The 25,107-nt window shown below is 50.9% G+C and carries 31 protein-coding genes and 1 tRNA gene; 7 read left to right on the top strand and 25 right to left on the bottom strand.

Annotated elements, in window-relative coordinates; translation table 11 throughout:
- The first annotated feature begins 30 nt into the window (after window positions 1–30).
- The gene (locus AADEFJLK_RS25880) at window positions 31–156 is read left to right on the top strand and encodes a hypothetical protein (protein ID WP_282957362.1); all 126 of its coding nucleotides are present in this window, start codon (window positions 31–33) and stop codon (window positions 154–156) included.
- A gap of 56 nt (window positions 157–212) precedes the next feature.
- Here AADEFJLK_RS25880 and AADEFJLK_RS12800 read toward each other — a convergent pair whose 3' ends face one another.
- The 20 genes from AADEFJLK_RS12800 to rlmE form a co-directional block, all read right to left on the bottom strand.
- Window positions 213–884: a hypothetical protein gene (locus tag AADEFJLK_RS12800; protein ID WP_146054584.1), complete on the bottom strand. Its 672-nt coding sequence runs from the start codon at window positions 882–884 to the stop codon at window positions 213–215.
- A gap of 117 nt (window positions 885–1,001) precedes the next feature.
- Window positions 1,002–1,427: a Mor transcription activator family protein gene (locus tag AADEFJLK_RS12795; RefSeq protein ID WP_146054583.1), complete on the bottom strand. Its 426-nt coding sequence runs from the start codon at window positions 1,425–1,427 to the stop codon at window positions 1,002–1,004.
- 73 nt (window positions 1,428–1,500) lie between these two features.
- A complete protein-coding gene (locus AADEFJLK_RS12790) occupies window positions 1,501–1,845 on the bottom strand; it encodes a hypothetical protein (RefSeq protein ID WP_103974548.1) in 345 nt (114 codons plus the stop codon).
- Window positions 1,846–2,103: 258 nt separating this feature from the next.
- Window positions 2,104–2,358 carry a hypothetical protein gene (locus AADEFJLK_RS12785; RefSeq protein ID WP_103974547.1) on the bottom strand — a complete coding sequence of 85 codons (255 nt, stop codon included), beginning with the start codon at window positions 2,356–2,358 and terminating at the stop codon, window positions 2,104–2,106.
- Window positions 2,359–2,689: 331 nt separating this feature from the next.
- Window positions 2,690–4,144 (bottom strand): DUF3987 domain-containing protein, encoded by a 1,455-nt coding sequence (locus tag AADEFJLK_RS12780; protein WP_170065107.1) that lies wholly within the window; start codon window positions 4,142–4,144, stop codon window positions 2,690–2,692.
- Window positions 4,144–4,341, bottom strand: a complete 198-nt coding sequence (locus AADEFJLK_RS12775) for a hypothetical protein (protein ID WP_103974545.1) — start codon at window positions 4,339–4,341, stop codon at window positions 4,144–4,146. Before AADEFJLK_RS12775 ends, AADEFJLK_RS12780 begins: the two co-directional genes overlap by 1 nt.
- Window positions 4,341–4,796, bottom strand: a complete 456-nt coding sequence (locus AADEFJLK_RS25575) for a hypothetical protein (protein WP_146054582.1) — start codon at window positions 4,794–4,796, stop codon at window positions 4,341–4,343. Before AADEFJLK_RS25575 ends, AADEFJLK_RS12775 begins: the two co-directional genes overlap by 1 nt.
- 375 nt (window positions 4,797–5,171) lie before the next feature.
- The gene (locus AADEFJLK_RS12765) at window positions 5,172–5,432 is read right to left on the bottom strand and encodes a helix-turn-helix domain-containing protein (RefSeq protein ID WP_103974543.1); all 261 of its coding nucleotides are present in this window, start codon (window positions 5,430–5,432) and stop codon (window positions 5,172–5,174) included.
- Complete coding sequence (locus tag AADEFJLK_RS12760) at window positions 5,429–5,770, bottom strand: hypothetical protein (protein WP_103974542.1); 342 nt, start codon at window positions 5,768–5,770, stop codon at window positions 5,429–5,431. Before AADEFJLK_RS12760 ends, AADEFJLK_RS12765 begins: the two co-directional genes overlap by 4 nt.
- Before the next feature lie 30 nt (window positions 5,771–5,800).
- Window positions 5,801–6,028, bottom strand: a complete 228-nt coding sequence (locus AADEFJLK_RS12755) for a helix-turn-helix transcriptional regulator (RefSeq protein WP_103974541.1) — start codon at window positions 6,026–6,028, stop codon at window positions 5,801–5,803.
- 103 nt (window positions 6,029–6,131) lie between these two features.
- On the bottom strand, window positions 6,132–6,524 hold the full coding sequence (locus AADEFJLK_RS12750; RefSeq protein WP_146054581.1) for a hypothetical protein: 393 nt from the start codon (window positions 6,522–6,524) through the stop codon (window positions 6,132–6,134).
- Window positions 6,525–6,530: 6 nt separating this feature from the next.
- The gene (locus AADEFJLK_RS12745) at window positions 6,531–6,818 is read right to left on the bottom strand and encodes a hypothetical protein (protein WP_146054580.1); all 288 of its coding nucleotides are present in this window, start codon (window positions 6,816–6,818) and stop codon (window positions 6,531–6,533) included.
- Between the two features lie 184 nt (window positions 6,819–7,002).
- Window positions 7,003–7,206 (bottom strand): hypothetical protein, encoded by a 204-nt coding sequence (locus tag AADEFJLK_RS23945; protein ID WP_146054579.1) that lies wholly within the window; start codon window positions 7,204–7,206, stop codon window positions 7,003–7,005.
- A gap of 7 nt (window positions 7,207–7,213) precedes the next feature.
- Window positions 7,214–8,431 carry a tyrosine-type recombinase/integrase gene (locus AADEFJLK_RS12740; RefSeq protein WP_103974538.1) on the bottom strand — a complete coding sequence of 406 codons (1,218 nt, stop codon included), beginning with the start codon at window positions 8,429–8,431 and terminating at the stop codon, window positions 7,214–7,216.
- A gap of 192 nt (window positions 8,432–8,623) precedes the next feature.
- Window positions 8,624–8,708, bottom strand: a tRNA-Leu gene (locus AADEFJLK_RS12735).
- A gap of 5 nt (window positions 8,709–8,713) precedes the next feature.
- Window positions 8,714–9,466, bottom strand: a complete 753-nt coding sequence (gene secG, locus AADEFJLK_RS12730; protein WP_103974537.1) for a preprotein translocase subunit SecG — start codon at window positions 9,464–9,466, stop codon at window positions 8,714–8,716.
- Window positions 9,467–9,482: 16 nt separating this feature from the next.
- A complete protein-coding gene (gene tpiA / locus AADEFJLK_RS12725; RefSeq protein WP_088620032.1) occupies window positions 9,483–10,229 on the bottom strand; it encodes a triose-phosphate isomerase in 747 nt (248 codons plus the stop codon).
- A 54-nt stretch (window positions 10,230–10,283) separates the two neighbouring features.
- Complete coding sequence (gene glmM, locus AADEFJLK_RS12720) at window positions 10,284–11,627, bottom strand: phosphoglucosamine mutase (protein WP_103974536.1); 1,344 nt, start codon at window positions 11,625–11,627, stop codon at window positions 10,284–10,286.
- A gap of 124 nt (window positions 11,628–11,751) precedes the next feature.
- Window positions 11,752–13,653 carry an ATP-dependent zinc metalloprotease FtsH gene (gene ftsH, locus AADEFJLK_RS12715; protein WP_088621634.1) on the bottom strand — a complete coding sequence of 634 codons (1,902 nt, stop codon included), beginning with the start codon at window positions 13,651–13,653 and terminating at the stop codon, window positions 11,752–11,754.
- A 137-nt stretch (window positions 13,654–13,790) separates the two neighbouring features.
- Window positions 13,791–14,408 carry a 23S rRNA (uridine(2552)-2'-O)-methyltransferase RlmE gene (gene rlmE, locus AADEFJLK_RS12710; RefSeq protein WP_088620034.1) on the bottom strand — a complete coding sequence of 206 codons (618 nt, stop codon included), beginning with the start codon at window positions 14,406–14,408 and terminating at the stop codon, window positions 13,791–13,793.
- 50 nt (window positions 14,409–14,458) lie between these two features.
- Between rlmE and yhbY the strand changes: the two genes are divergently transcribed.
- Window positions 14,459–14,725 carry a ribosome assembly RNA-binding protein YhbY gene (gene yhbY, locus AADEFJLK_RS12705; protein WP_103974535.1) on the top strand — a complete coding sequence of 89 codons (267 nt, stop codon included), beginning with the start codon at window positions 14,459–14,461 and terminating at the stop codon, window positions 14,723–14,725.
- Window positions 14,726–14,881: 156 nt separating this feature from the next.
- On the opposite strand, the gene greA is transcribed toward yhbY, so the two are convergent.
- The 5 genes from greA to carA form a co-directional block, all read right to left on the bottom strand.
- Window positions 14,882–15,358: a transcription elongation factor GreA gene (gene greA, locus AADEFJLK_RS12700; RefSeq protein WP_088620036.1), complete on the bottom strand. Its 477-nt coding sequence runs from the start codon at window positions 15,356–15,358 to the stop codon at window positions 14,882–14,884.
- 57 nt (window positions 15,359–15,415) lie between these two features.
- Complete coding sequence (gene carB, locus AADEFJLK_RS12695; RefSeq protein ID WP_088620037.1) at window positions 15,416–18,634, bottom strand: carbamoyl-phosphate synthase large subunit; 3,219 nt, start codon at window positions 18,632–18,634, stop codon at window positions 15,416–15,418.
- Window positions 18,635–18,801: 167 nt separating this feature from the next.
- Window positions 18,802–19,053 carry a PIN domain-containing protein gene (locus tag AADEFJLK_RS25125; protein WP_103974533.1) on the bottom strand — a complete coding sequence of 84 codons (252 nt, stop codon included), beginning with the start codon at window positions 19,051–19,053 and terminating at the stop codon, window positions 18,802–18,804.
- A complete protein-coding gene (locus AADEFJLK_RS12680) occupies window positions 19,050–19,283 on the bottom strand; it encodes a hypothetical protein (protein ID WP_088620039.1) in 234 nt (77 codons plus the stop codon). Before AADEFJLK_RS12680 ends, AADEFJLK_RS25125 begins: the two co-directional genes overlap by 4 nt.
- Before the next feature lie 314 nt (window positions 19,284–19,597).
- A complete protein-coding gene (gene carA, locus AADEFJLK_RS12675; RefSeq protein ID WP_103974626.1) occupies window positions 19,598–20,722 on the bottom strand; it encodes a glutamine-hydrolyzing carbamoyl-phosphate synthase small subunit in 1,125 nt (374 codons plus the stop codon).
- A gap of 272 nt (window positions 20,723–20,994) precedes the next feature.
- On the opposite strand from carA, the gene mtnA reads away from it, so the two are divergent.
- The 5 genes from mtnA to hflX all read left to right on the top strand — a co-directional run bounded on the left by mtnA (window position 20,995) and on the right by hflX (window position 25,059).
- Window positions 20,995–22,020, top strand: a complete 1,026-nt coding sequence (gene mtnA / locus AADEFJLK_RS12670) for an S-methyl-5-thioribose-1-phosphate isomerase (protein ID WP_103974532.1) — start codon at window positions 20,995–20,997, stop codon at window positions 22,018–22,020.
- Window positions 22,017–22,739: a sulfate transporter CysZ gene (cysZ, locus tag AADEFJLK_RS12665; RefSeq protein WP_103974531.1), complete on the top strand. Its 723-nt coding sequence runs from the start codon at window positions 22,017–22,019 to the stop codon at window positions 22,737–22,739. The genes mtnA and cysZ overlap by 4 nt, the downstream gene beginning before the upstream one ends.
- A gap of 167 nt (window positions 22,740–22,906) precedes the next feature.
- On the top strand, window positions 22,907–23,395 hold the full coding sequence (locus AADEFJLK_RS12660) for a protein YgfX (RefSeq protein ID WP_088620043.1): 489 nt from the start codon (window positions 22,907–22,909) through the stop codon (window positions 23,393–23,395).
- A 99-nt stretch (window positions 23,396–23,494) separates the two neighbouring features.
- On the top strand, window positions 23,495–23,737 hold the full coding sequence (gene hfq, locus AADEFJLK_RS12655; RefSeq protein ID WP_088620044.1) for an RNA chaperone Hfq: 243 nt from the start codon (window positions 23,495–23,497) through the stop codon (window positions 23,735–23,737).
- A gap of 56 nt (window positions 23,738–23,793) precedes the next feature.
- On the top strand, window positions 23,794–25,059 hold the full coding sequence (gene hflX / locus AADEFJLK_RS12650; protein WP_088620045.1) for a ribosome rescue GTPase HflX: 1,266 nt from the start codon (window positions 23,794–23,796) through the stop codon (window positions 25,057–25,059).
- The last annotated feature ends 48 nt before the right edge of the window (window positions 25,060–25,107 follow it).

Raw genomic sequence — 25,107 nt, 5'->3', positions numbered from 1 at the left:
GGGCCAGGCGTTCTTATCCGGTATCGGTAAATGATCGTGGCATCGGTTCAGGGTTCGGCTGTTGGCGGTGGCGGTCAGGCCAAAGGCGGTTTTATCTTAGGGGGGGGGCAGGTGTTGCCGTCTTGGCTATCCATACGCTTAAGCATGGATGGTTAGGCAGGCGTAAAATAGAGGACAAAAAAAACCGCCCCATTGGGCGGCTTCTTTAATCGTCAATTAAGTATTTTCTGGTGATTAATCACTTTTTCTGTCATTTGCTGTTGCCGTGCCATTTGGAGCGACTTTAGCGGCGAAAGCTCTCTACCATAAAACATTTCATAAAGTTGTGAAGCCCTAGATTTCGCTTCCAGTATCCTAGATATAATCTCAAGGGCTTGGGCTTGATTAGGAATTTCAATACCATTTAGAGACAAATCGGCCATATCCCTTAAAGTTTTTTGATCGGCTACCGCTGAACCTGTTTTCCAGCATTGGAAAAACAAGGGCAGATTATTTTCAATTCGGGCATTTTCCATTGTTAAGGCAAGCAATGGCAGATCGAAGGCGGCTAATTCATTACTATAAGCCATTCTGATTTGTGCGTCTTTTTCTGGTTGGTCGCTAAATTTTTGAATTGATAATAAAAAAACTTTTGATTGCCAGAATTTATGATTTATAGCCGCTGTGTCGGCCACTTCATCAATGCTTGCCTTTGTTTGGGCAAAAGCCGGTGCTGTTTTTTCCTGCATCGCTTTTATCGTTTCCTTTTTCCATTCAGGAGACCTAGAGGCATCGGAATTTGTTTGGTCAATAAATAGGCTCATTGCTTGCACTATTTTCTCTAACGCGGTAATGAGGGTGCTAGATTTCATTTCTGAAATCGATAATTCACTAATTTTAAGCATATAAATACCCTTATAAAAAACTTGATTGTTGGTGGCACAGCATCGTGCCAATATCATTTTTTGCCGTATCGAATCCCGAAAAATCCCGCCGCTTCCCGTTTAGTCCCGAATTAATAATCATAGCAATACCGTTATGGCCGCTTTTATTTGGTCAATTCGGCCTTGCTTTTCTTCGTTTTTTAACCTCATTAAAATTTTTCTGATACTCCGTTCTGTGAGCTGGTGCTTGATAGCCATTTTTGGCCTAGAAAGGCCAGCGTTGTAATCCTGTAATATTTCAATATCGCGTGACAAGGACATTAATCTTATGCACCTAGGTAAATCTAAATATGACCCGCCATATACATGGCATAAGGCGGCAAGATCATTCATGCCGATTAAATTCGCTAAGGTATGGCTAGATTTTGCTTTATTGGGTATTTCTATGTGTGAACCCCCATACTGCTTAACCAGTATCAGTGTAGATTTAACGCTGATTAGCGTCATGATATAGAGAACGCTTTCAGGTAGATAAGCGCGTAACACTTCGATTTCTTGATTCATCAGCAACTCATCTCTATTACGGAACAAGTTCCATTTTAGCGGGGCAATTACTGACAAAAAAGCCAATTAATAATTAATTATCAATGTACTGTGCCATGTAATACCGTGCCGTGTCGGGGCTGTGGTTTAGGGCTTTCAGGGAGGAACAAAGACCGCCGTTTATCATGATGGCCTTTATTTTGTAAAGTCGGCAATATTGGCCGTTGCCGGTGGCCGTGCGCTTGGCGGTGAAGGGTCGGCGGGCTTCCGGCATCCTTGGCCGGACAATCCGGCCAAGGAACGCTTGGCCTGTTCCGGTGGCGGCGGGCTCGTCGGCTGTCTGGGCTGGCGGTCGGCGCGGTTTCCGTGAAGGGCGGCGATATTGGCCGTTGCGGGTGGCCGTGCGCTTGGCGGTGAAGGGGCGGCGGTCTTCCGGCATCCTTGGCCGTGCCTGTTACGATGGTTACTGATGGTGGGCTTTGTTTCTTGACGGTTGGCGATCGGTCGGCAATTTTTGCATTTTCTGGGGTAGATCCGGCCTGATCGGACGCTGGCCAGCGTCCGAAACCTGCAAAATGCCGCTGGTTTGCCGTTTTATTGTGCCGTTGGCGGTAAACAATGCCCGTCCTGCTTTGGGCAAGCCACCGCCAAGGTGAGGCGAACCCGTTTAAAGCGGGTTCGGTGGAGGGCATGGGGCTTAGTGCCGTTTCCGTTTGAAGTAATCGCCAGCATCTAAGCGGCACACCTCAAACAAGTCGCACTGCAAGCGTTTGACCTGGTCGTCCGGCAAATGCCTTAACAGCTTCCTTTTGTGCTTTTTGGCAACGGCCACCCACACATCGGATACGGGCTTGCCGTGTGAGGTGATGCGGATTTTGTTTTTGCCTAGCCGTGTCAGGTCTACGCCAGCGCGGTTAGCTATGGTTATAAAATAACAGGGGTCGAATTTCATGATGTCCACCTTTTTTGGGCAATAAGTGGGGGTAAAAAGAAGGTTCTTTGGGGCGTTTGGGCGGGGTGGTGGTGTAAAAAAACGGTGCGGAGAATGCGGAGAACCCCCCCTAAAAACGCTGTAAGCCACGGACGGCAAGGCCTCCAGCGTTTTATTTTTTTGCGGAGAAACCCCCTAACAAAATCAGGACAAAAACGCCGCAAGCCACTGATGGCAAGGCCTACAGCGTTTTTTACTTTATCCGCAAAAAGTGCGGAGAAAGTGCGGAGAAACCCCCTGCAAAATTCTCAAAAGGGGGGTTTCTCCGCATTTCTCCGCACTTTCTCCGCACCTATAAAACCAGCTCTAGGCCGCGCCGTTCGTGGCTTGGAGGTTTCTCCGCTTTCTCCGCACCGTTTTTTATCCGATAAGCCTTTTTAGGCCGTCCATTTACGCCCTTTTTGGCTTCGATTTGCTCAATGGTCGGCGGGTTTTCGCTTAACAGATAGCCTAGGGCTTTTTGTATCTTGTCACTGGACAAATGCTTCTTAAAACAGTCGTTGTTCAACTCCCAAAGCCCCGCGCCTTCGGGGCGGTCGCTAAGGAAAAGCAAGATTTTATCGGCATGGGTGCGGTTTTCGCGTACCAGTGGCGATACGGCCTGATCGGAAAACACATACTTGACGGTATTTATCGCGTAATTTACCCACGCCAGCGCGGCTTGCAGGTGTTTCGGCTCAATGACGTGGGTCTTGTTGGTCAGGGCGAACAGCATCGCCAGCCGTAACAGGTAGGGGGCGCGGCGTTCAAGCAACGCGCTGATGGCTTCGCTGTCAAGCGGCCTCCTTAGGCTTGGGTAGATGGCTTTGTAATACTCCCGCGCCGCTTCGCTCATGTGCATCTGTAAGCCGTTTACCGAAGCCGGATAACCGCCCTTGGCATACCGGATAATGTCGGCGGCTTGGGCGGCAAGGTCATCGACCACGCTTTCCGGTGTCGGGCTTGGGAACGCCACATGGGCGACATTCTCAGAAAACACCATCAGGAAGCGGTTAAAAAAGCCGTTATTGATGTCACGCGAACTCGACAGGCCTTTCAGTTCGGACGGGGTAATGTTGGCGTGAATGCCGATGTGCGGCGCACTGCTCGCCACCGAACGGCTTTTAGTGGCGGGCTTGATGTCGGAACCGTCCCACGCGTCACGCAAGGCGGTTGACAAGGTGTTGCCGTCCCTGCGGCCTTGGTGCAGGACGTTGGCGAACTCGCTCTCTATCACCCAAAGCCGCTTATCATCAATCGCCCGGTTTTCGCCGTGGCCGTCATGGATTAGCCCCGCCAGCCCTTCCCGCGAAGACAAGCCGCCGCTATGGCTTTGCCCAAGCAAGTTGCTATGGGCCAATTCAATGCGTTTGCGTATCCGGTGGGTAAGCTGTTGGGAATCGCCCTTGCCGCCTTGGCCTGAACGCCCAATGTGCAACGTAAACAGGCGCGGGTGGTGGACGGTATCCCCCACCATCAAAAACGTGTCACGGCCTATATTTGCCCCCAAGAACGACAAGAACGCGGTGGACACCGCCACACGGTTAAGCCCCGTACCCTGTGCGGCGATACGCGCCAACTCACCGACAAAGCCGTAAAACATCGCCTCCGTGGGTTGGGGCGGGGCTATTACCGTGTCCTCTATGTAGTCATCCTCTACAGGTTCGGGCTTTTTCCGTGCTTTCGCGGTGGCCTGTTGGCTGATCGGCTTGGTCAATGCCTCAAGTTCGGCGACGGCCTTACGCTTTTTTTCCTGTGCGTCATCCATCACGCGCCCTCCCATCGGTTGATTGTTTTTTCTAGCCTGTCCGTTAAGTAACTGAGCAAACACGCCAAGTCTTCACGCTTTACCGTGGTTAAGTCATCACTTGGAATTGCCAGATTAGCGACTGCTGATAAACACATTTGGATGGTGGTAATTTCGTCCATTTGGTCAAGGCTTAATGGGTTTGTTTGGGTAGCCATTATTTGCCCGCCTTGGTGATGGCCTTAATTTGCTGGCCTATCTGATACAGGCCGTCATCACTCCAGCCGGACACATGGCGGATATGCAGGATTTGATGGAAGAGCCGGAAGCCTTCGGCATCCAGCTTGCCCAGTTCGCTCAGACTGTGCAGAAAAGGCGTGTCGGTGCGGTACGCGCTTAAGAAGGCATCGGCTAAAAACTGGCCTGAATGCCCGCCTTGGGCGATACGCTTAAGCAATAGCTCAGGCTCAAGCGGTAACGGCTCTAGGCCGCGTTGCGGTGCGGGGTGCTGGTAGGTTTGCGGTGTAACAGGCGGGTTTTTTGTGGGGGTTTGGCTGGCGGTCAGGGCGTTGCCGGCTGCGATACTTTCCCGCCTATTCAGCGGTGCGCTAACGGGGCCTTGTTGGGGTGTGGCTTGGCCTGAATTGGCCGGATTTTGGGCGTGGGGTATCATTGCGGTTTTCCTTTGAAGGGGGGATAAGCCGCCGTCCAAGGGTTCGAATCGTTGGGCGGTGGGGTGTATCAAGTTCGAACTACCTGCAAAGGCACAGGCCAGCCGTTTAACGGGCTGCTCAATACACCCCACCATAACAGAACGCGCACGGCAAAACGCCGCCCGTGTTTTTGGTGGGCATAAAAAAACCACATGTGACTGTGGCCTGCTGTGGCCTTTGCGCGGGGTTCGAATCCCGGCCTCCGTTTTTTGCGAAGGCGGGCAAAGCATAAGGCGGGGGTGGTTCCCTGTCAATGGGGATATAATAATCATGTTCATTTCGTCCGGTGAACGCCAAAGAAAAAAGAAAACGGCCTGTTAAATCGTGAACGCGGTTTAACAGGCTTTTTTATGCCCGCCCGCTTGTCGGTCAGGGTCGGCGGGTTTCCAGTCTTCAGGCAAGGAATAGCGGGCTATCCCGTTGCCTTTTTCCTGCTCGGTGATGATAGGCCAGCCCTTATCACGCAAACGCTTGATAATCGCCGATAGCCGCGTTATGTGGTGCAGGTTAAAGGCCTGTACGGAATCAACGGGCTTGCGGCCAAGCAGATCGGCCTTGATTTTGTCCTGTTGGCTGGGTTGGTTGGGTGCTGTCATGGGTCGGGCTCCAGTTTGTCCAGATAGGCGAAGATTTCGCCGGGGTTTTCGGTCAGCCTGTCCATCAGCGTTTGCTTTACCCGCTCAATGCCTACGGCTTCAATTTTCCGGCTGTTCTTGGCGATTTCCGCCAAAGGCATACCCAAGGCAAGCAACGGGGTGAATTTGTCCTGTAGGGGCTTGCCTATGCGCTGTAATGACGTTGGCGACAACGTTATGCCGTGTTTATCGGTCAGCCATTGGCTTATGCCGTGATAGGGTTCACGCGCCAGAAGCTTGGCGATAAGCTCCGTTCGGGTGGCATTGGGCAGGGTGTCGATAATGGCGCGTTTAGGCATGGGCGGCCTCCTTCATTTCTGCCGATACGTTCATGCCGCCTCTTTGCTTGCCAGCCACTCAATAATTGAATCGGCCTTCCAGACAGTGACCTTATCCGATAGCTTGATCGGTTTGGGGAATTTGCCTTCCCTGACAAGCCGCCAGATCGTGCTTTTTGACATGCCTAAATGTGGGGCAAGGGTGGACACGCGCAAGTTTGCGCCGGATTTTAGAGGGTCTTGGGTGGTGGGGGTTTTCGTAGTTTTAGCAGTTTTCATGGTTAGTATTACCGCGTTGTTTAGGGTGCGGTAATACTAAGATGTTTCATGTGTGTTTTGTTGCTATAGCGGAATAGCCGCTGCTATAGCAGTGCAATAGCGGTTATTTGACTAATTCGGCGGCTTTTCTTAGATGCTTTTTGATAACTCTTGCTGTGATTAGCACACCAAGTGTTTCTGTGATTTTTTCAAGCTCTTTGTCTAGCCCGTCCTGATCGGCGGAAACGCCAGCTTTTTCACAAAGAGCGGCAATGATTTTTAACAGGCTATTTTGTTCTCTTGGGTCTAGTGGCTTGTCTGGATATGGATTCACTTTCATGGGTTCTTGTTTTCTATCCCTCTCCTGATCGGGTTGGCTTTTATCTAACAAGCTGTGCAGTTCTGTGGGCATTTCATACCCAACATTAGCCGCCCATTCAGTAAAATCAGCTAATTTAACCATTCCACCAATAAAGTCTTTCCCTACAGGAATAAAGCTTAGTTCCTTGCAAACCAAAGCAGATTACACAACCTGCAAACGTCCGTAATACTCCTTAATCTCAACGAATGCACCGCTTACCTCCCCAAAAGAAGCGTGTTTAGCCATTGATCGCGGTTCTATGTCAACAGACAGCCATAACGCTTCCTTGATGGTAACAACCGTCATTTTCAGCCAATGCCGCCATTCAGGCCTTTCCGGTTTGAGCCGCCCTAGAATTTCTTCATCCGTTTTGGGTCTGTCAGGTTCAAATTGTGATAAGTCAAGCAAAGGCGCACCACTGCCACCGCCTGGTGTTTTTTCATTAGCCATAACCATCCTTTCAATGATTGCCCTTTCAAATAGGAAAACCGCACCAATGGGTGAAAGGTTGCCCACGTTCGCCCCGTCGGGCTAGGTGCGGTTTATTCGGTCTACAGCTTGGCTTGTAATTCTTTGTCAGTGTCAGCGGCTAAAATCCATGGGCCACTAAAAGCCGCTGCGCATTTCGTAACGTTTAGGAACTGTCTTTAATCAGGCTGGGCGGCACTGGCGGCGCGGTACGGTAACGGCGGGATACCCTGACATGCTCATAACCGTTTTTACTCCAACGGTAAAAGGCTTGGCGGCAAGCGTTCGAGCAAAAACGACGGGGCCGGCCAGCCACCCATGAGGTGGCAAGTGTGTTCTGACAGGTGGGGTGGCGGCAATGGGTCGTCATAGGGTGGCTACGCGGTTTTAAGCTGGAACGGCACAACTACGCCGCCCGCTTTCAGGCTGTCCAGATAATCCGCCCACCATTGCATCATTTTTACCCGTTCCGGCAAGTATTGGGCGCGGTTGTAAGCCGCCCTGACACTGTTCTGTTCGCCGTGCGCCAATTGCCTTTCTATCGCGTCAGGGTGGAACAGGTGCGCCTCATTCAGCCGCGTGGAGGCCATGCTTCTGAATCCGTGGGCAGTCATTTCCTGCCCTGTGTAGCCTAGCCGCCTTAACGCGCCCGTGATGGTGTTTTCTGACATAGGCCTTGCGCTGCTACGCACGGACGGAAAAACAAACTGTCCTGAGCCGGTCAGCGGCTTGATTTCTGATAATACTGACAGGGCTTGTTTTGATAGCGGGATGATGTGTTCATCGCGCATTTTCATTTTACTGGCCGGAATCCGCCATTGCGCCCGTTCAAAGTCAATCTCCGTCCATTCTGCCCTGCGGATTTCGCCCGGTCTCAGCATGACCAAAAACGACAGGCGCAAGGCGCAACGGGTAGCAAAATGCCCTGTGTAGCCTTCACAAGCGCGTAGTAATGCGCCAATTTGCACGGGGTCTATGATGGCGGCGTGGTGTGTGACCACGACAGGGGATAACGAACCCTGTAGATCGGGTACGGGGTTTCTGGTAGTGCGTCCGGTGGCGATTGCATACCGGAACACTTGCCCAATAACGCGCTTGGTGGTGTGTGCCAGCTCATTGGCCCCGCGTTGTTCAATCCGGCGTAACAACGCGAGAATATCAGGGGCTTCAATATCGGTTATCGGCGTTTTGCCTAGCCATGGGAAAACGTCCTTTTCCAGTCGGTCAATTGTTTTTTGGGCATGGCCTTCGCTTTTGCTTGCCATGTGGGTTTCATGCCATTCCCGCCCGATGATTTCAAAACTGTTTGCCGCTATACCTTGCTTGGCTTTTTTGGCGGCTATTTTTGCCTTTGACGGGTCAATACCATTGGTCAACTGCTGTTTGGCCTCCATGCGTTTGATTCGGGCTTTTGCAAGGGAAACGCAAGGGTACTCACCAATGGATAGGGTTCTTTGTTTTCCGTCCAGCCGATAGGCCAAACGCCAAAATTTTCCGCCTTGGGGCGTTATCAGCAAGAACAGGCCACCACCATCAGACAGCTTTTTCGGTTTATCAGATGGTTTGATTTTGTCTATTGTCGTAACACTCAGCATGGCGCATTCCTCAAGGGCTAGGGCGGGTTTGTTGGCATCGGTTTGACTTTGGCGGTCGATACCAGCAAAGATACCAACAAGTATGTTGGCATTTGATGATACTTGTTAGCGCGGCTTAAGACAATAAAAAACCCGCTAAGCCTTACGGCTTGCGGGTTCTGATACCGTATGATACGGCTTGGTTTTGCAATTTGGTACCGATGGCCGGACTCGAACCGGCACAACTTGCGTCACCACCCCCTCAAGATGGCGTGTCTACCAATTTCACCACATCGGCTTTAACTATTTTTTCTCTGCTTCTTTTTTTGCTTTGGCAGCGGCGGCAGCTTTTTTCTTCTCTTCTTTTGCTTTCGCGGCGGCTTCTTTTTTTGCTTTGGCAATGGCCTTTTTGTCGGCTGGTTTTTGCTCAGCTTCGGCAGGTTTGGCTTCTTCGGCTTTCGGCACTACCACAGGCTTAACGGCTTCAACTTCTGGAACCTTAGTTTCTTCCAGTGGCTTAGCGGCTTCAGTAGAACCTTCGGGCGCTTTAACTTCTTCTTGCACCACAGGGGCGGCGGCATCCGGCAACGGTTTAACCTCAGTGCCGCTTGGGGTCGCTTCACCTGTCACGGGAGCGGCCTCAGGTTGGGCGGCTACAGGCGGCTGCACCTGTTCAGGCTGGACAACAGGCGGGTTGCTCAAGGCATTTTCCACCGCTTTGTTAATATCCGCAGCAGGTGCTGGTGGCGTATTAAGGTCTGCCGACGGAATACCGATAGGGTCTTTCTTAGCGGCTTCCGAACTCATCAGGTCGTAAGCGGCGCCTTGCCGTCCGTTTAATACCGCCAAGCCTAAGCTGGTCAGGAAAAATAAGGTCGCTAAGGTTGCTGTGGTTCTTGATAAGAACGACCCTGCCCCTTGCGCCCCAAAGACCGAGCCTGATGAACCGGAGCCAAATGAAGCCCCGGCATCAGCACCTTTGCCTTGCTGGATCATGATCAGGCCAATTATGCCCAGACCCAGCAACACATGAATTACTATAATGATTTGATACATGAAAGTTTAAACTACTCTACACTGAATGGTAAATCTTTAAGAAGGATTCCGCATCCAAGGAAGCCCCACCGATTAAGCCGCCATCAATATCCGGCATGGCAAACAGGCCTTTGGCGTTATCAGGTTTCGCACTGCCACCGTATAATATTTGTATTTTTTCGGCAATGGTCTGATCTTTTGCGGCGATGTATTGACGGATATGCTGATGGACTTCTTGCGCCTGTTCATCACTGGCGGTTTTGCCTGTGCCTATGGCCCATACTGGCTCATAAGCGATGACGGCGTTGTTAAACGCGGCAATGCCAGCCAACTCAATAACGGCATCAAGCTGTCCGTCAACGACAGCAAACGTTTGTTCTTGTTCGCGTTGTTCCAAGGTTTCACCAATGCACAAAACGGGGATGATGTTTTGGCTTTGGGCTTGGCAGAAACGGGCGGCGACTGATGCGTCGGTGTCGCCATAGTAGCTGCGCCGTTCGGAATGGCCGACTAAAGCGTATTGGCAACCGAATTCGGCCAACATGGCGGCGGACACTTCACCTGTATAGGCGCCGGAAGCTTTGTCGGCGACATTTTGTGCACCTAAAGCCAAGCGGCTACCGTTGATAATTTCGCCGATACTAGGCAAATAAACGTAAGGGGCGCAAACGGCAATCCCTGCGGTATTGTCGCCTAAGCCAGCCATAATACCCTGTGCAAGCAATTCAACACTAGCACGAGTCCCATTCATTTTCCAATTACCGATAACCAGTGACTGACGCATCATTACCTCCACATAGAATAAAGCCGCCTATGATATAGGCTAACAGGATTGAGTTCAAGTGCCGATTGCACTCTGTACTGCTTCAGCAAGCTGTTGGGCATAATTATTGACCTTTTCTTCATGCTCGCCCTCAACCATGACACGAATTAACGGCTCTGTTCCTGAGGCCCTAAGCAATACCCTGCCCGTGTCACCCAAGGCTTTTTCAACGGCTTTGACTGCCTGTTGTATGCCTTCGTGCCGGTCGATATCCACTTTGTGTGCCGTTCTCAGGTTAATAAGAACTTGCGGATATTTTTGCATGGCCGATTTCAGTTCATGCAGGGATTTGCCGCTGTATTGCATTTCCGCCAACACTTGCAGGGCGGCGATAATGCCGTCACCCGTGGTGGTTTTATCTAAACAAATGATATGGCCGGAGTTTTCGCCACCTAAGATGCCGTTGTGGGCTTCCAGCATTTCCATGACATAGCGGTCGCCGACTTTAGCTCTCAGCAGCGTAATGCCCAGTTTTTTTAGGGCGTGTTCCATGCCAAGATTGGTCATTAAGGTTCCGACCACGGGCCCGGCCATTTGTCCGGCGGCTTGCCTGGAGCGGGCGATAATGTAAATCAACTCGTCACCGTCAACAATTTCGCCTTTATGGTCGACCATAATCAAACGGTCGCCATCGCCATCTAAGGCAATGCCCAAATCGGCTTGGTTTGCCAACACGGCGGCGGCCAAGGTGGCCGGATGGGTCGCACCGCAATGGTCATTAATGTTCAGGCCGTTCGGTTGGATACCGATAGCAATGACTTCCGCGCCGATTTCGCTGAACACATGCGGGGCGATATGGTAAGTCGCGCCGTGGGCGCAATCGACGACGATTTTCATCTGCGCGAAATCAAGACGGGTCGGAATGCTGGCTTTGCAGTATTCGATATAGCGTCCAGCGGCATCTTCCAAGCGTTTGGCCTTACCTAGTTGCGCCGATTCGACGGTGGTCATGGGCATGTCCATATAACGCTCGATTTCGCATTCGATGTCATCTGGCAATTTACAGCCTTGTACCGAGAAGAATTTCACGCCATTGTCGTAGTAAGGGTTGTGCGAGGCGCTAATGACAATGCCCGCTTTGGCGCGTAGGGTTCGGGTCAGATAGGCGATACCTGGGGTAGGCATGGGGCCTAACAAACGTGTACCGACTCCGGCAGCGGTCAGCCCCGCTTCCAATGCCGACTCGAACATATAACCGGAAATGCGGGTATCTTTACCCACCAGCACAAAATCTTGCTGGTCATTGGCAAACACTTGCCCAGCAGCCCAACCGAGCTTTAACAGAAAATCGGCGGTTATGGGCGCTTCGCCGACTTTGCCCCTGATACCATCCGTACCGAAATACTTTTTTGTCGTCATAGTGTCTGTTCCCTCATAGTTATTTTACATTTCACTTCGGAAAAATTAGCTAAAAAAAAGGAGAGGTTTTCAGCCTCCCCTTTTTATCTGCGAATTTTATCGATTTTAGCGATTTTATCAATAATTAACTTTGTTCAGCCGGATTAGCGATAATGTTGCCTTCTTTCAGGTCATCAATCTTAACGCCACCGCGCGGCGGCGTATCTTGCCAGCCTTGCGGGTCACGCACCGGGCGACGCGCCATCAAATCTTCGATTTGATCTTTATCAATGGTTTCATACTTCATCAAAGCAGCCGCCATCGCATGAAGAATATCCAAATTTTCTTTGATAAGCCGTTCGGCACGTTCGTAGTTACGGTCGATAAAAGAGCGTATCTCTTCGTCAATGGTATGCGAAGTTTCTTCGGCAACGGTTTTATGTTGGGTTACGGAACGGCCCAAAAATACTTCGCCTTCTTCTTCGCTATAAGCCAAAGGCCCTAAGCGTTGTGACAAGCCCCATTTAGTGACCATATTCCGTGCCAATTCGGTGGCCCGTTCAATATCGTTAGAAGCCCCCGTGCTGACCTGTTCCCAACCAAAAACAATCTCTTCGGCAATACGTCCGCCGTATAAGCTGGAGATCATGCTGTCCAATTTTTGTTTGCTGGCGCTGTATTGGTCTTTTTCAGGCAAGAACATGGTCACACCCAAGGCGCGGCCTCTGGGCATGATGCTGACCTTATAGACCGGATCATGTTCAGGCACTAACTTGCCGACGATGGCGTGGCCTGCCTCATGGTAGGCGGTCATTTTCTTTTCTTTGTCGCCCATGACCATCGTGTGCCGTTCCGCACCCATAATCAGCTTGTCTTTGGCTTTTTCCAGATCAAACATACTGACGACGCGCTTGTTCATCCGCGCCGCAAATAACGCCGCCTCGTTGACCAAATTGGCCAGATCGGCGCCGGAAAAACCCGGCGTACCTTGGGCGATATATTTGACTTCAACATCGTCGGCCGCAGGCACTTTTTTCATGTGGACATTAAGGATTTGCTCACGGCCACGGACATCAGGCAAACCGACCGTCACTTGGCGGTCAAAACGGCCCGGACGCAACAAGGCCTTATCCAACACGTCAGGACGGTTGGTGGCGGCGATGACGATAATGCCTTCGTTGCCTTCAAAACCATCCATTTCCACCAGCAATTGGTTTAAGGTTTGTTCGCGCTCATCGTTGCCGCCACCCAAACCCGCACCGCGTTGACGGCCTACGGCATCAATTTCGTCGATAAAGATAATACAAGGCGCGTGTTTTTTCGCTTGCTCAAACATGTCGCGCACCCTAGAGGCACCGACACCGACAAACATTTCCACGAAATCAGAACCGGAAATGGTGAAAAACGGCACTTTCGCTTCGCCTGCAATGGCCCGAGCCAACAGGGTTTTACCTGTACCCGGAGGGCCTATCATCAATGCGCCTCTAGGAATTTTACCGCCTAAACGCTGATATTTGGCAGGGTCTTTCAGGAAATCAACCATTTCCTCCACTTCTTCTTTCGCTTCGTCACAACCTGCGACATCGGAAAAAGTGACTTTGATTTGGTCTTCTTCGAGCATCCGCGCTTTGCTTCTGCCAAAGCTCATCGCCCCACGGCCAGCGGCGCCGCCGCCCTGCATTTGCCGCATAAAGAATACCCAGATGCCAATCAGCAACAGCATAGGGCCAAAGGACATCAGCAAATTCATCAGCAAGGAAGGCTGTTCGGGTGGCACGGCCTTAATTTCCACGCCGTTCGCCAACAAATCATCAACCAAATGAATATCAGAAGGCGCGTAGGTTTTAAACACCTGCCCACCCTGCATTTTGCCCTTGATGACATGCTCGTCTATCATCACTTGCTGGACTTGGCCTGCCTTTACCGACTCAATAAATTGAGAATAGGACAGCGCCGAATCGGCCCTCTCGCTTTGAGAGCCAAAATTATTAAACAGGGACATCAGCACAACGGCAATGACGACCCACAAGACTACATTTTTTATCATATCGTTCACAAACACGCCCTAGGCTTGAACCGCTCGGTTTAAAACATTTATTAAATTATATCAGGACTTATCGTCCAGACTGTGGTTATTTGTAGGCGGACAACACTTGATAGCATAGATCTATGGGCTACCAAAGATTATTTAAAGCCTTTCGCCAAAATATAAACTTCATTACTGCGCGGCCTTGAGGCTTTCGGCTTACGGATGACGACCTTAGCAAAAGCCTGTTGCACTTCCCGATGGAACGCCTCAAAACCTTCCCCCTGAAATAACTTGACTAAAAAACTGCCGTTCTTCGCCAATACGGTTCTTGCCGTATCCAAAGCCAGTTCCCCCAAATAAATGGCGCGGGGCTGGTCGATGCTGTTATTGCCGCTCATATTCGGCGCCATATCGGACATGACCAAATGGATGGGGGCATCATCCAGCACCCTGTACAGTTCCGCCAGCACTGCCTCTTCGCGGAAATCGCCCTGAATAAAATCAACACCTTCCAATGGCTCCATCGGCAAAATATCTAACGCCACCAAGCGGTTATTTTTACCGATTAAGGGCTTGGCAAACTGTGACCACCCGCCTGGTGCCGCCCCTAAGTCGATCACGTTCATACCCGGCTTAATCAGCTGGTCTTTGTCTTGGATCTCACTCAATTTGAATACCGCCCGCGAACGGTAGCCCTGCGCTTGCGCCATTCTGACGTATTCATCATCAAAATGTTCCTGCATCCAACGGTTACTGCTTTTAGTTCGTGCCATAGGCCTTGTGTTTTAGTGTAAAATAAGCTTTTGATTTTCAGGAATAGAGAGTGAACTCTGTAGATAAGAAACAATTACGCGCCAATGCCCATACCCTAAAACCCGTAGTGATGATTGGCCAGTCAGGTTTGACCGATGCCGTCCTTGCGGAAATTGAACTGGCATTGGACAGCCACGAGCTGATTAAGGTCAAAATACGCGCGGAACGCGATGAACGCAAGTTGATTAGCGAAAAAATTTGCGGTGCGACGGGTGCTGAGCTGATTCAGTCGATAGGCCAGATTGCGGTGCTATACCGATTGAACCCCAAGAAATAATAGCTTGGTACGGGGATAAGGCGTTGCCGATGGCGCGGGGCGTTTTATGTCCGACCGTACGGTGGGAGTTAACCCCCACCGCTTACACGACCCCGCCGTCTGGCGGGGCCGCCTATAGGCGTTAAATAGCTTTTTAGAATAACCAGCTACACTGCATCAGATATATTCGACAGAGAGTATTTCATACTCGACATTGCCCGCCGGTGCCTTAACCGTCACCACATCACCGACTTCTTTGCCGATTAAGGCACGCGCAATGGGCGAGCCGATAGAAATGCGGCCATCTTTAATGCTGGCCTCATCTTCGCCAACAATTTGGTAAACCACGCGCTTTTCCAAATCCACATCTTCTATTTCCACCGTCGCGCCAAACACGACCTTGCCGTTGGCATCGAGTTTAGTGACATCAATCACTTGAGCGTTGGACAATTTGCCTTCAATTTCGCCAATCCGGCCTTCAGCAAAGCTTTGTTGCTCGCGGGCGGCATGATATTCGGCGTTTTCTTTTAAGTCGCCGTGAGCGCGGGCTGTCGCTATTGAAGCAATAATGCGTGGTCTGACCACGGTCTTTAATTCTTCCAATTCGGCGCGTAATTTTTCCGCACCTTTTACCGTCAGAGGTACTTTACTCATTTTTCAAAAACTCCAATTTATTGGTTTTGTCTTGGTTTTTTATTATCAAGCCCAAGATCACTTTAAACTTTTATGCAAGTCCTGCAAACACGACACATCACCCGCATCCAGCTCGCCTAAAGCAAAACAGGCGGCCCGTGCCCCGGCCATAGTCGTGTAATAAGGCACCCGGTTCTGCAAAGCGGCGCGGCGCATGGTGAAGGAATCGGAAATAGCCTTTGTGCCGATAGTGGTATTGATAATCAGTTGGATTTGACCGTTTTTAATCATATCAACCGTATTAGGCCGCCCTTCGTTGACCTTATAGACCAGTTCGCAAGGGATGCCTTTTTCCTTAAGATACTTAGCCGTACCGCCCGTGGCGACAATTTCGTACTTTTTATCGACCAACATGCGGGCGATTTCCGGGGCTTTCGCCTTATCGCCGTCGCGGATACTGATCAACACCTTACCGCTGGCATTCAGATTGACACCTGCCGCCCGTTGCGATTTGGCAAAAGCTTCGCCGAAGGTTTTACCCACGCCCATAACTTCGCCCGTCGATTTCATTTCCGGTCCTAATAATGGGTCGACACCAGGGAATTTCACGAACGGGAACACCGCTTCCTTAACGGAATAATAATCGGGGATACGCTCTTCGGTCACACCTTGCTGTGCCAAGGTTTGACCTACCATTACCCGCGCGGCGATTTTCGCCAACGCATAACCGGTGGCTTTGGAGACAAAAGGCGCAGTCCTGGAGGCTCTAGGATTCACTTCCAGCACATAAATGTCTTCGCCCTGAATCGCAAACTGGGTGTTCATCAAACCGCGCACCCCCAAAGCCTCAGCCATTCTGGCCACTTGTTCGCGCAATTGGTCTTGCAGATGCGCCGGCAAATCATAAGGCGGCAACGAACAGGCCGAGTCACCGGAATGCACCCCGGCTTGCTCGATATGCTCCATCAAACCGCCAATTAGGACGCGCTCACCGTCATAAATGGCATCCACGTCCATTTCTACGGCATCATCTAGGAAGCGGTCAAGTAAGACGGGCGAGTCGTTAGAGACACTCACCGCTTCTTTCATATAGCGTTGCAAACCTTCTTCGTTGACGACGATTTCCATCGCCCGGCCACCTAACACATAAGAGGGGCGCACCACCAACGGATAACCCAGTTCCTTTGCGGCACTGATGGCCTGATCGACCGAACGCGCGGTGGCATTCGGCGGCTGCCTCAAATTTAACCGCTCCAGCAATTTCTGGAACCGCTCGCGGTCTTCCGCCAAGTCTATCGAGTCGGGCGAGGTACCGATAATCGGCACTCCCGCCGCTTCTAAGGCGCGGGCCAATTTCAGCGGGGTTTGGCCACCGTATTGGACAATCACGCCCTTAGGCTGTTCCAGATGGACAATCTCCAAGACATCTTCCAAGGTCAACGGCTCAAAATACAAGCGGTCAGAGGTGTCAAAATCGGTGGAGACCGTTTCCGGGTTGCAGTTAATCATAATGGTTTCGTAACCATCTTCCCGCAAAGCTAAAGCCGCATGGACACAGCAATAGTCAAACTCGATGCCTTGGCCGATACGGTTAGGGCCGCCGCCGAGAATAATAATCTTTTCCCGGTCGGATACCCGCGCTTCGCACTCTTCTTCATAGGTTGAGAACAAGTACGCGGTATCGGAGGCAAACTCCGCTGCGCAGGAGTCAATACGCTTATAGACTGGCCGGATGTTTTGCTTGTGGCGGGTATTGCGCACTTCAGTTTCTGAGGTGCCCAACAGCTTCGCCAACCGCACATCGGAAAAGCCTTTGCGTTTGAGCTTATATAACTCGCCTGTTTTCAGCGTTGACAAGGTTTTGGTCGCCAAGGCCTTTTCAGACAGCACCAAATCTTCCAGTTGCGCCAAAAACCACGGGTCGATTTTACAAACATCATGGATTTCGGTCAGGCTCATGCCGATACGGAAAGCATCGGCCACATAACGCAAACGGTCAGGGCCGGGGTGGCGCATTTCCCTGTGGATTTTATCCAAGGCTTCATCGGCATTCAAATCAATAATTTCATCCAAACCGCTGATGCCGATCTCCAAACCGCGCAAGGCTTTTTGCAAAGACTCTTGGAAGGTGCGGCCTATCGCCATCACCTCACCGACCGATTTCATTTGCGTGGTCAGACGGTCATCGGCTTGCGGGAATTTTTCAAAGGTGAAACGCGGCACTTTGGTCACGACATAATCGATGCTCGGCTCAAACGATGCCGGGGTCGCACCGCCAGTAATTTCGTTTTGCAATTCGTCCAAGGTAAAGCCCACCGCCAACTTGGCGGCGACCTTCGCAATCGGGAAGCCCGTGGCTTTAGAAGCCAACGCCGACGAGCGCGACACCCGTGGGTTCATTTCAATGACGATCAAACGGCCATCGACCGGATTAATCGCCACCTGCACGTTAGAACCGCCCGTATCCACGCCAATCTCGCGCAATACTGCCAAAGACACGTTACGCAGGATTTGATATTCTTTGTCAGTTAGCGTTTGCGCAGGGGCAACGGTAATCGAGTCGCCGGTATGCACCCCCATCGGGTCGAAGTTTTCAATCGAGCAAACGATGATGCAATTGTCTTTGCTGTCGCGCACGACTTCCATCTCGTACTCTTTCCAACCCAACACCGATTCTTCAATCAGCAATTCATTGGTCGGTGACAAGTCCAAGCCGCGTTCGCAAATCTCCATGAACTCTTCTTTGTTGTAGGCAATACCGCCGCCACTGCCGCCCATGGTAAAGGACGGGCGGATGACGGTCGGATAGCCGACTTCTTTTTGCGCCGCAAAGGCTTCTTCCATGGTATGCGCGGTTTTTGACTTGGCGACCTCAAAACCGATACGCGCCATCGCATCGTTGAACAATTGGCGGTCTTCGGCTTTGTTAATCGCTTCTTTGGTCGCGCCGATCATTTCGACATTGTATTTTGCCAAAACCCCGTGCTTGTCTAAAGCCAAGGCGCAATTGAGCGCGGTCTGCCCGCCCATGGTCGGCAAAATGGCATCGGGACGTTCTTTGGCGATGATTTTTTCCACGGTTTGCCAGTCGATAGGCTCGATATAAATCGCGTCCGCCATATCGGGGTCGGTCATAATCGTCGCGGGATTGGAGTTAACCAAAATCACGCGGTAGCCCTCTTCACGCAACGCTTTACACGCTTGGGTGCCGGAGTAATCGAATTCGCAAGCCTGACCAATAACGATGGGGCCTGCGCCTAATAATAAAATGGATTTTATGTCGGTTCTTTTGGGCATATTTTTGCTTTGTTAATATAATTAATCAGTTAAACCCACCAAGCCCTAACAGTTAACTATGAAGGGGTTTATTACATTTAAATGGGCAATCTCCGCAAAGTCTTTTACATTACGCGTTATGATTGTTGCGTTATAGCACAAGGCTGTTGCGGCTATAATGGCATCACCTAATGACATTTTACGTTGTGGCGCAGAAGGATTGCCCTATCGATAATGCTGTTATTTATTTCAATTAAATTAATAAATTGAAAACAGCTTACAAAATACTGCCTAGCTTCATCGTTCAATCGATGGAAGCCTAAAACTTCAAGCTGGGTGATTTTTGAAACGGCACTGTCTTGGTCGAAGATAAAGGGACGCAAATAAGCATATTCCGATAGCTGTGAATAAATCAGGATATTACTGTCCAGCAGCTTCATTCGTTTCTAAAGGGTAAATGCCTATCTTGGCGGCTATCATTAAATTCTTGCAAAAAACCATCAAAGTCAGCCATATCGACACCACGCTCAATAATCTGCCGATGATAAGCAAGGCTTTCATTATTATCTTCTTTTTTTAACGTTGAATACCTGATGCCCAACCTCTGTAACAACGGCAACAAAAGCATCTCATCTTCGTTATTTTTGAGTTCTAGGGTTACTTGCAGCATATCTAGCCTCCAAAGTTATTTTTATTGCCTTAAACGCCATGAGAGGCAATTTGCTTTGCTTCAACTCAACTGCTAGCCTTAGGTGGACAATCTAGCTTGATACTTTCAAAAATAGGCTTGACAGATAATAAACAGCGCGTCGCTTTGCATGAAAAAAATGAGTCAACAAGGAAAAATATCAGTTTGAGCAACTCCTTCGAGAAAACGGCCTCATATCCCTTAAGCCTATCCCGTATATTTTGACTCGTTGCAATTGATAATGTATAGCCACCGCACGATGGCTAAAAACACCATTATCCCAGCAAAACACGCATTTAATGCGCAGCCATCATCGCCATAAACTCATCAAACAAACCTTCCACATCATGCGGCCCCGGACTCGCTTCGGGATGCCCCTGAAAACTGAAAGCCGGCACGTCCGTCCGCTTGATACCCTGTAAGCTACCGTCGAATAACGAGCGGTGGGTGGCGATCAGGTTATCCGGCAAACTGGCCTCATTAACGGCAAAGCCGTGGTTTTGGCTGCTGATCATGACATGCCCGGTGGCGAGATTCTGTACCGGATGGTTAGCGCCATGGTGGCCGAATTTCATTTTCTCAGTCTTCGCGCCACTGGCTAAAGCCAACAATTGGTGGCCCAAACAAATGCCGAACACCGGAATCTTGGTCGCCAAAATGTCACGGATAGCATCAATAGCATAAGTACAAGGCTCTGGATCGCCCGGGCCGTTGGACAAAAATACCCCATCGGGGTTCAGTGCCAACACGTCGGCGGCAGGGGTTTGGGCAGGTACGACCGTGACACGGCAACCGCGCTTAACCAGCAAACGCAAGATATTACGCTTGATGCCAAAATCATAAGCCACGACATGCTTGCCCAGATTTTCACCCGGCAAATGCCCGTCTTGCAACGTCCAAGTGCTTTCTGTCCAGGCGTAACTGTCGGCGGTGGTGACTTCTTTCGCCAAATCCAAGCCTTTTAGGCCCGCAAAGCCAGCAATGGCCGCCGTGGCGGTCGCCACATCAACTTCTTCACCCGCCACTATCGCGCCACGTTGCGCACCTTTGTCGCGTAACAGGCGGGTCAGTTTGCGGGTGTCGATTTCGGCAATCGCCACCACGTTATTGTCCAGCAAATACTGCTGCAAGGTTTTCTCGCTACGCCAGTTACTGGCCAACAACGGCAAATCCCTAATCACCAGGCCACTGGCGAATACGCCCACCGATTCGTCATCTTCGGCGGTGGTGCCGACATTGCCGATATGCGGATAGGTCAGGGTGACAATTTGCCGGGCGTAAGACGGGTCACTGAGAATTTCCTGATAGCCGGTCATGGCGGTGTTGAACACCACTTCGCCGACCGAACAGCCGTCTGCCCCTACCGAGACACCGCTAAATACCGTACCATCTTCTAACACTAATAAAGCAGACTTAGTCAAACACGTTACCTCAAATATGCAAAACGGGATGAACCCAGAAGGACGCATCCCGTTATCAATAAACGAACTGTAACACTATACAAAATTATGCCGTTTTGGTCATTAACAATTTTGGGTAATCTTAAAAACAGTTAGCTTGCCGCACCGCCGCCGACAAAACTTCAGCGGTGATCCGCAAGTCTGTAATAAAATGCCGTTATAGTTTCAGGCCTGTTGCCCTAGATATCCGCAGCGGCCCACGCAACCCTAATTTTTACTGACAATTGCTATCAATGACTAAATTAACCGTACAAGCCCTAGAATGGACAGGCTCCGCCTTAAAAGTGCTGGACCAACGGCAGTTGCCGGACACGATCGCTTATGATGTGTATGATGACGCGGCGGGGGTGCATGATGCCATCGCCTCCATGCGGGTGCGCGGTGCGCCTGCAATAGGCATTGCGGCAGCTTACGGCGTGGTGTTGTCGGCTTATCGCCATTATCGGGACACACCTAGCCAATGGCAAGCCAAGGTAGCGGCGGACATGGCGTTTTTGGCGCAATCCCGGCCTACAGCGGTGAACCTGTTCACCGCCTTGGCAACCATGAAAACGGTGCTGGACAAGGTTTCCGAACAGCCATTGGCGGACTTATTAGCCTGTGCAAAAGCCATCCATGCTGACGATGTTGCGGCAAATCGCCGCATGGGGGAACTTGGTGCAGATTTAATCGGTCATGCTAAAGGCATCCTAACCCACTGCAATACCGGGGCTTTAGCGACAGGCGGTTACGGTACGGCCTTAGGGGTCATCCGCAGTGTCCGGCAACGCCAAGACGTGGCGGTGTTTGCCGGCGAGACCCGGCCTTGGTTACAAGGTGCGCGGCTGACCGTTTGGGAATTGGCGCAAGAAGGCATTCCGGTGACCCTCATCGCCGATTCGGCGGCAGCATGGCTGATGCAATCCGGGGCGGTTGACTGGGTGATCGTCGGCGCCGACCGGATTGCCGCCAATGGCGATACCGCCAACAAAATCGGCACTTATGCCTTGGCGGTGCTGGCACGGCAACATCAAGTCAAGTTTATGGTGGTCGCACCAACGACGACCATAGACTGGAGCATCGCTTCGGGCGTGGCGATTGACATTGAACAACGCCATGCCCGGGAACTGTTACCCGCCTGTTACCACACGCCCGACTCGTTGGTCACTGCTTGGAATCCGGTCTTTGACGTAACCCCCGCCGAACTGATTACGGCACTGGTCACGGAACGCGGCGTGGTGATGCAGCCCTCGTTAACCACTATGGAAGCCTTGCAATGAGAGTAAGCAAACAAACCAATAACCCGCTGGCGGCGACCCGCTATTTTTTCCAAGGTGTCGGTCTGCTGATGCGGCCTGAGTTACGGCCTTTTTTGCTCATGCCCTTGCTGATCAATTTTCTCATCTATGCCGTGGCCTTGGTATTGGGCTACCACTACATGGACGAACTGATCCGGCACTTTATCCCCGCGTGGCTCAATTGGCTAAGCTGGGTGTTATGGCCGTTATTTTTCATCTGTTTTTTTATTGCCGGGTTCTTTACCTTTACGGTGGTGGCAAATATATTAGCCGCGCCTTTTTACGGTAAGCTGGCGGCTAAGACCTTAGCGCTGGTGAGCGGCAACAATGCCGTTACGGTAGCGGAACTGCCCGTCGCCAAGGTGATGGCGGCCGAACTGAAACGGGTGCTATACCTAGCGACCCGCGCCCTGCCCTTGCTGGTGCTGTTTTTAATCCCAGGCCTTAATGTCATCGCCCCCTTTTTATGGGCATTATTTGGCGCGTGGGGCATGGCCTTGGAATATATGGCCTTTCCGCTAGAAAATGCCGGTTTCTTGTTTCCTGAGCAAAAACAACTGGCTAAAGATATGCGCTTAGGCTCTTTAAGCTTTGGCGGCATCACTATGATGGGGCTGACTTTGCCAATCGTGAATATCCTCGTCGCTCCAGCGGCAGTTATTGGTGCAACCCTTTATATTAAAGCGGTGCAAGAACAGTAACGGGCAGGCTTGAATTGGCAGGCGATTAGGCTATATTGCCGTAAAGTGCTCTAAAAATTGGCAACAGTGATGAAATTAATCTTTTGGCGGCCTGAGGTAAAGTGGGTGGTGCAACGCACAAAAGCCAGCCTTCCCTAAAGCAACTTAAACCAGTGCAGTGCGTAGCCATGACCGAATTTCCTTTAATTTGCTCAAAACGCTTAAAAATAGCCTTAACGGGCGGTTATACGCTGGCGGTGTGCGCCTGTTTCAGCAACGCCCTGCCACTCATGGTGCAAGGGTTGCTGGCAACGGCAGTGCTGAGCCACTATCGCCGCGCCCTCAGCTGTTGCCGGCCGATGTGGCGTACCTTAAGATACAGCACGGCTTTGGGCTGGGAAGTGGCCGATAGCGGCGATTTTAGCGCGGTGCAAATTTTACCCACGACCGTCATGACCACTTTTGCATTATTTTTGCATGTTGAAATTCGGGGCAACCATACCCATATCAAACCCACGGGCCTGTTTGACCGCATCATCCCGCCTAATCGGCATACGCTATTGCTGTTGCCAGATAGCGTATTAGGCCAAGGCGCGTATCGTCGCCTTGTTGTCAAACTAAAAACCACATATAAAATTAAAAGCAAGTCATCGAATCTATTGGTAAAATCTACCTAACCGACACAGCAAGCGTTTTGTTTGCCAGATTATGATTTGTATTGACTGATAATTGCAGTTATCTTAACCAGCATTTCTATAAAAATAAGGAGAAATCGGATGTCAAAAGGCCAAAATTTGCAGGACAACTTTTTAAACACCCTCAGAAAAGAACATACCCCCGTATCTATTTTTCTGGTCAACGGCATCAAGCTGCAAGGCAAAGTCGATTCGTTCGACCAGTATGTGATTATGCTGAAAAATACCGTCAGCCAAATGGTGTATAAACACGCCATTTCTACTATCGTCCCCAGCAAAGCGGTTAAAATGACCCGCGAAGGCGATGACAGCAGCGATGAGTAAGATGATGCCACATCGCCAACTTATCCCCTTATCCTTCTGCTTTAATGAGGCACTAATTGTTTGACCGTCCTGATTCAGGTGAACGGGCTGTTCTTGTTCATCTGACCTTTCATACCGGACAGGAAGATCTTGCAGAACTTAAAGAACTGGCTAAATCCGCCGGAACTGATCCTGTCTATGTTGTCACTGGTAGCCGCAAACGCCCCGATGCCAAATATTTTATGGGCACGGGCAAACTTGACGAGCTAAAACTCGCCGTCCAAGACTATGCCGCCGATGTCGTACTCGTCAACCATCCGCTATCGCCCAGCCAAGAACGTAACTTGGAAGGCTATCTGGGGGTGCGGGTAGTCGACAGAAACGGCTTGATCTTGGATATTTTTGCCCAGCGGGCGCAATCTTTTGAAGGCAAACTCCAAGTCGAATTGGCGCAGCTTAAGCATTTGTCAACCCGTTTGGTACGCGGCTGGACGCATTTGGAGCGGCAAAAAGGCGGTATCGGCTTAAGAGGGCCGGGTGAAACCCAGTTGGAAACCGACCGCCGCCTATTAGCCGGGCGCATCAAACAAATCCAACAACGCTTGGATAAAGTCGACAAACAACGCCACCAGGGGCGCAGCCAACGCAAAAAAGCCGAAATCCCTACCGTCTCCTTGGTCGGCTACACGAATGCCGGGAAATCGACGCTATTTAACCAACTGACCGGGGCGGGCATTTATGCAGCAGACCAATTGTTCGCCACCCTAGACCCGACCTTGCGTAGCGTCCAACTGGCCAACAATAGCGAAATTGTCTTAGCCGATACGGTGGGCTTTATCCGCCACCTACCGCATGAGCTGGTCGCCGCGTTTAAATCGACCCTACAGGAAGCCAGCGAAGCGGAGTTATTGCTGCACGTTATTGATGCCCACAGCGATGACCGTGATACCATCATTGCCCAAGTCAACCTAGTGCTGACCGAAATACAAGCCGATACCGTCAAGCAAATCGAAGTGTTCAACAAAATCGACCTGCTCGACGGCATCCTGCCGCATATTGACCGCGATGATGCGGGCAATCCGGTGCGGGTTTGGTTATCGGCGGAAACCGGTGCGGGCATGGAGCTTTTAGTGCAGGTTCTCGTGGAGCTGTTTGCCAGCACCAAAGTGACCCGCCGCTGCTTTTTGACCCCGCAACAGGGCGGCATCCGCGCTAAATTATTTACTTGCGCAAAAATCATTGCCGAGGATATTGATGAACTGGGTGCCAGCGAACTGGTCGTACAAATAGATGTTAAGCACTTAGGCCTGTTAAAAGAAGTTAAGACCGAAGAGCTGCCTTAACGAATGGCCTTAGCGGGCTTTGGCACAGACAGGCTACGACAGGCTAAA

Source organism: Methylovulum psychrotolerans (assembly GCF_002923755.1).
Classification (GTDB): Bacteria; Pseudomonadota; Gammaproteobacteria; order Methylococcales; family Methylomonadaceae; genus Methylovulum; species Methylovulum psychrotolerans.
The sequence above is the reverse complement of the archived record's forward strand: the minus strand, read 5'-3'. Positions and strand labels throughout refer to the sequence as shown.